At 42.6% G+C, this 5383-nt stretch carries 8 protein-coding genes and 1 tRNA gene; 8 read left to right on the plus strand and 1 reads right to left on the minus strand.

Annotated elements, in window-relative coordinates:
- The 5 genes from GCCT14_RS03355 to GCCT14_RS03375 all read left to right on the plus strand — a co-directional run.
- On the plus strand, positions 1–487 hold a 487-nt coding region (locus GCCT14_RS03355; protein ID WP_275655983.1), incomplete at its 5' end, for a DNA-directed RNA polymerase subunit alpha C-terminal domain-containing protein.
- Positions 484–912, plus strand: coding sequence for a 50S ribosomal protein L17 (rplQ, locus tag GCCT14_RS03360; RefSeq protein ID WP_108624242.1), 429 nt, complete (start codon positions 484–486; stop codon positions 910–912). The genes GCCT14_RS03355 and rplQ, both read left to right, overlap by 4 nt.
- Positions 913–949: 37 nt before the next feature.
- Positions 950–1966 (plus strand): type I glyceraldehyde-3-phosphate dehydrogenase, encoded by a 1017-nt coding sequence (locus GCCT14_RS03365; protein WP_108624243.1) that lies wholly within the window; start codon positions 950–952, stop codon positions 1964–1966.
- 31 nt (positions 1967–1997) lie between these two features.
- Entirely contained in the window at positions 1998–2786 is a 789-nt protein-coding gene (locus GCCT14_RS03370) for a hypothetical protein (RefSeq protein WP_157952560.1), read from the plus strand.
- A 14-nt stretch (positions 2787–2800) separates the two neighbouring features.
- The gene (locus GCCT14_RS03375; RefSeq protein WP_157952561.1) at positions 2801–3655 is read left to right on the plus strand and encodes a DUF2608 domain-containing protein; all 855 of its coding nucleotides are present in this window, start codon (positions 2801–2803) and stop codon (positions 3653–3655) included.
- On the opposite strand, the gene GCCT14_RS03380 is transcribed toward GCCT14_RS03375, so the two are convergent.
- Positions 3644–3726 (minus strand) — tRNA-Leu (locus GCCT14_RS03380). The two genes, GCCT14_RS03375 and GCCT14_RS03380, sit on opposite strands and share 12 nt — an antisense overlap.
- A 46-nt stretch (positions 3727–3772) precedes the next feature.
- Between GCCT14_RS03380 and GCCT14_RS03385 the strand changes: the two genes are divergently transcribed.
- Genes GCCT14_RS03385 through GCCT14_RS03395 form a run of 3 tightly spaced genes read left to right on the plus strand, consistent with a single transcriptional unit; the run spans position 3773 to position 5333 of the window.
- Positions 3773–4252, plus strand: coding sequence for a nucleoside deaminase (locus tag GCCT14_RS03385; RefSeq protein WP_204592944.1), 480 nt, complete (start codon positions 3773–3775; stop codon positions 4250–4252).
- 60 nt (positions 4253–4312) lie between these two features.
- Positions 4313–4582: a type B 50S ribosomal protein L31 gene (locus tag GCCT14_RS03390; protein WP_108624246.1), complete on the plus strand. Its 270-nt coding sequence runs from the start codon at positions 4313–4315 to the stop codon at positions 4580–4582.
- A gap of 28 nt (positions 4583–4610) precedes the next feature.
- Positions 4611–5333, plus strand: a complete 723-nt coding sequence (locus tag GCCT14_RS03395; protein WP_108624247.1) for a PCRF domain-containing protein — start codon at positions 4611–4613, stop codon at positions 5331–5333.
- Positions 5334–5383 lie beyond the last annotated feature (50 nt).

Raw genomic sequence — 5383 nt, forward strand, 5'->3', positions numbered from 1 at the left:
TCTCATGACTCCACCTGCCTCCTTCTTCGCTCTTTCTCTTTTGCCTTCTCTTCCAAATAAACCTGCACAAGTGGCTGGGCGGCATTTTGATTTTTTTGTCTCACAACTTGAGGGCCCTGATTTGCTTTTTGATGAAGAGCATTTGTCTTTTGGCCGTCCTGATGTAGATGAGTTGATGGCTTGTTTGACGACGTGCATTGAAGACATTGAGTTTTCTGTTCGTGCTTCAAACTGCTTGAAGAGTGCTCGAATTGATTACGTTGTTGAATTAGTGATCAAGCAAGAGAGTGAGCTTCTTGAGTATAGAAATTTCGGACGAAAGTCATTGAGTGAGATAAAGGTCAAACTTCATGAGCTAGGACTTTCTTTAGGGATGGACTTGTCTCCTTATGGTATTACTTCAGAAAATTGTCGTGATGTAGTGCAGGTTTATTTGGAAGAGAAGGCAAAAGAGAAAGAGCGAAGAAGGAGGCAGGTGGAGTCATGAGACATTGCAAGAAAAGATACAAGCTTGGTCGTAATAGCAGCCATAGGCGTTGTTTGTTTGCAAATATGCTCAAGTCTCTAGTTGTTTCTGGGCGAATTGAAACGACTTTGACGAAGGCAAAAGCTTTACGCCCTCTTGCAGATCGATTGATTACGTTAGCAAAATCTGGTTCCATTGCTGCTAGACGTAAGGTTGCTGCTCGTTTGATGTTGCGATACAACAGACTTTCACCGAAAGAGTCTAGAATGGCTCGTGGTGGTGACCTTTCTGTTTACAACAACGACAGGCATGTTTTAAACGTGCTCTTTTCGGATTTGGGAGCGAGATTCGTTTCCAGGAACGGAGGCTACACTCGTGTCCTTAAAATGGGGAGGCGAGTCGGGGATTGCTCTGACCTTTGTGTTTTGGAGTATCTCCCTGGGTAGGCTTTGCTTATTTTAAACGGCGGGGTTCTCCTGGAAGATGATTTGCAAGTTTGCGATTAATGGGTTTGGAAGGATAGGTCGAACTGTTTTTCGGCGTTTTGTTGAACAGGGGAGTTTGTCTAGTATTGTGGCAATAAATGATCTTGCCTCTCCTGATAGCCTTGCCTATTTATTGAAGTATGATTCGACGCATGGAGTTCTTCCGTGTTCGGTTTCCAATGAACGCGATTCTTTAATAGTTGATGGACATCGCGTGCTGATCTTCAGTGAGTCAGACCCAAGTAAGATTGGGTGGGGTCAGTGCGGGGTGGATGTTGTTATAGAATCGACTGGTCGTTTTTGCTCTAAAGAAGGTGCGTCTTTACATTTGAAAGGTGGAGCGCGTTTTGTTTTAGTCTCTGCTCCTGCGAAGGGAGTCGACTCTCTTGTTTGGGGAACGAACCATGTGAAAGCTATTTCATCTTGTGACAAAGTTTTTTCTGCGGCTTCTTGCACAACCAATTGTGCCGTTCCTTTGCTTGATGTTCTCGATCGGGCATTTGGGATTGAGACTTGCTCCTTATCTACGATTCATGCGACAACCTCTTCTCAAACAATCTTGGACGCTCCATCTTCTAAGAAGATGAGACTGTGTCGTAGTAGTTTGCAAAATATTATTCCTACGTCTACAGGTGCTTCAAATGCAGTTGAAGAGGTGTTGCCTCAATTGAAGGGACGTTTGGTTGGTACATCGTATCGTGTGCCTTTGCCTGATGTTTCGCTTCTAGATCTTGTTCTTACATTTAGGTCTTCTGTAACACTTTCTGAAGTGATTCAGACATTGAAAGCGGCTGCATCTGGTGACTATAAGGGAATTATTTCGGTAACGGATGAGCACCTTGTTTCAAAAGACCTACAAGGGGACTCTCATTCCTCTATCGTTGATAGCAAGGCTTCTGCTGGTATAGAGGGTCGATTGATTAAGTTGGTGGCTTGGTATGATAACGAAAGTGGATACAGTGCAAGGGTAGTTGATCTTGTTCACTTCATTTGCGACCAGTGTTTAGGTTGTTAGTTTAATTATTTTTCATTTGGAGATATCGCCCTTGAATTTTGGGCGGGTTTTCACTCTTATTGCAGATCTTGAGGTAGTGACTGTGCATTTTACGAGAGAGCCTATTGTTGAAACTGTTATTACTGCGAGAGAAGGTGCCAAATTGCTCGTGCGGAATGCTCGGGGGGCAGACGATCTGGACACTTATTTAGTAGAGGCTGTTGAAGTAGTCATGTTTGGCGGAGCAGTTTTTTATCGGTCTGCTAGTCGTCCTAGTCATTTTCTCGTTCCTGTCGTAGAATATGAGGTTGTAGAGTGTCATTCTAGTCGTCCACATCTTAAAAAACCCTCTGAGAGAGTATCACGTCAAAACCATCGTGAGTCGTCTTCCTCCGCAGACAGTGTCGCTTCTTCTGCAACCAATAAGGCGTCTTCTGGACAGCATGGATCTTCGCCTTCTAGAAATTGGGGCAGTTCCGCTTCTCAAGAATTTCATGCATCAGATGTTCAGCCGGTAAATAAACCAAAACGTGTTCGTTCATCATCTTCTAGAGGCAAAAGTCGATGCTCTCCACCATCTTTTCCAGAAGAACAGAAAGAGGCTGAAGTTAAGGAGACCTCTTCTCAAAATAATGAAGATGTGGTAGATCGAGCTTCGAAAATTTTGGCTTCTCTTATACCTCCTCCTTCTACGCTAGTTTCAGAATCTTTTGGTACAAATCAGAGAAAGTCTGGACATTCTTCCACTTCATCTCAGGAGCCTGTGCGCGGTCGTGGAGGTCGTTCTGGAGCGGGCAGACGCGTACGTTTTGATAGAGAAAGAAGAAAAGAGAGCGATTGAAGTTGGGGGTTCATTTGAATCGAATTCTTTTTTCTCTTTGTTTGCTTCCATCGTTTCTTATTGGAGGGCCGGTTCTTCAGGTTAGAAATTTCGATGATTTACCTCAGGTTTTTGCTAAGTTGAATCCTATTAGGACTTTTGTATTCCTTGATGTTGATGACCTTGCGATTATTCCCAACAGTAGTTTGGGAAGTGTTGCTTGGTTTAAGGAATTGAAGAACCTTCTTGTAGAGTATAAGGTTCCTGAAGAACAAGCTGATCGGATTAGGTCTGACATCTGGGATTTTGGATTGCGTCATACGTCTTTTTCGTCGCCTAGTGAGCCTTTGATGGAAACTTTGGGTTATTTGAGGTCTAGGGAATTTAGTGTTTTGGGTGTTACTAGAAGGTCAATTGCATTTGCTAATGTTTTGCCAGAGCACCTTAGAAGTCTTGGATGCGATTTTGTATCGTTTTTGCCTTCTTTTTTGCGGATTTCACATTTGCTTTCACCAAGAGATCCGCGGGCCATCTGGACTCAAGGCTTATTATTTGCAGGTTCATTACCGATATCGGAAGCTCTTGAGAAGTTTGTGGCAAATGTTTCAATCCCTTTGAATTCTACTGTATGTATTTCTTTCGATCGTGAGTTTTTGAATGAGTGTCACAGTTATTTCTCGAAAAAGAAAAGCAGTAGCATAAGCGTGATGCTGACTCCAGAGAATGCGCAAAACGTGAGTATAGAGAATGCTGAGATGCAAATCCTCTCTCTCAACCTATCTTCGACCGACGCAGAAACACATCGACCGCAACCTTTATCTGGCATTTCTTACACCAGAGAAGACGTTTTGCGAAAGATGAGGGACATTTGGAGTCTATGCTCGGGGTGAGACTCGAACTCACACGGACCAACGTCCAAAGGATTTTAAGTCCTCCGTGTCTACCATTCCACCACCCGAACAGTACGTGGCCAGGAGTGTAAAGTTGTCATTACTTTGAGGTCAATCTTGAGCTTGAATCACGATACCTTTTTTATGGAAATGGCTCTGAAACAAGCTAAAATTGCGTTTGATCAAGATGAAGTTCCTGTGGGGGCAGTGCTTGTAAGGGATGGAGAAATTCTATCCTCAGATCACAATCGTGTAGAACAACTGATTGATCCTACAGCTCACGCAGAAATTCTCGTTTTAAGACGTGCAAGTCAATACGTTAACAATTGGAGATTAAAGGATTCATGTCTTTACGTGACGCTTGAGCCTTGTCCTATGTGTATGGGAGCAATTCTTTTAGCACGTGTTTCTCGTCTTGTTTGGGCTGCGTTTGATCCAAGGATGGGGGGCAGCAAGTTATCGATGAAATGGTCTGAGTCATGTCGCTGGTCTGCAACCCTTAGTATGCGTGGTGGAGTTCTTCAAGATGAATCTCTACAGCTTGTTCAGACGTTTTTTTTCTTTCAACGCAAGCGGAAAGGAGGTTCATCTCCTTGAACTTTTGGTCTGCAACTAGTAAACTCTCATAAAGTTTTTTTCTAGGATTAGTTTTTTATCATGAGCAAGAAGAGAGAAAGAAAAGAGCGATTGCATCCAGAGTATCGAATGGTTGCCTTTGTAGATACTTGTACTGGTGTTCAGTATTTGTGTGGGACGACTTGGAAAGGAAAAAATGACAAGACGTGCATGATCGATGGAGTTGAGTATCCTTTGTGTGAAGTATCGATTTCTTCTTCTTCTCATCCTCTTTTTACTGGGCAAAAATATGTAGATACAGAAGGAAGGATTTCGAAGTTCAACAAGAGATACAGGAAGAGTTCTTCTTAATAAGCATTTTGGAAGCTGTGTAGTTTACATGTCAGGAGAAGAAGTCATTTTTGATCCTTCTTTTAGGGATAAGTTCTTTGAACGTTTGGATCGAGTTAGGGATCAGTTATCGGAGGATTCTGTTTTCCAAGATCAGAGGGCTTTTGTAGAACTTTCTAAAGAGCATTCTCGTCTTGTTGAGATCACGAATTCCTTTCAGGAATGTGATAAACTTGATTTAGAGACGAAATCTGTCAAACAGCTTCTTGATTCGTCTTCTTCTGATGAGGAGATGAATAATTTTTTGGAGGAGGAACTTCAGGGACTCTTAAAAAAACGTGAAGAGTTTGTTAGGCTTCTTGAATTTTTGCTCGTTCCGCCAGATCCTTTAGACGATTTGAATACTATTGTTGAAATTAGAGCTGGAACTGGTGGTGATGAAGCCGCGCTGTTTGTGTCGGATTGCGCTAGAATGTACCAGCTTTATGCTTCGGAAAAGAAGTGGAAATTAGAGGTTCTTGCGGCTACGCCTTCTTCCCTGGGAGGATTTAAAGAATATATTTTTGAGGCTTCTGGCAAATCTGTTTATCGAACGTTGCGACATGAGGCTGGAACGCATAGAGTTCAGCGTGTTCCAGTAACTGAAACTCAAGGGAGGCTTCATACATCTGCTGTTACTATTGCTGTGTTACTTCCTGATGATCCATCTGCCCAAAAATTGGAAATCGATGAAAAAGAAGGATCAAAAATGACTTCTTCTCCTGACATGTAAACTACACAGCTTCCAAAATGCTTATTAAGAAGAACTCTTCCTGTATCTCT

This window comes from Candidatus Similichlamydia epinepheli, from assembly GCF_003056015.1.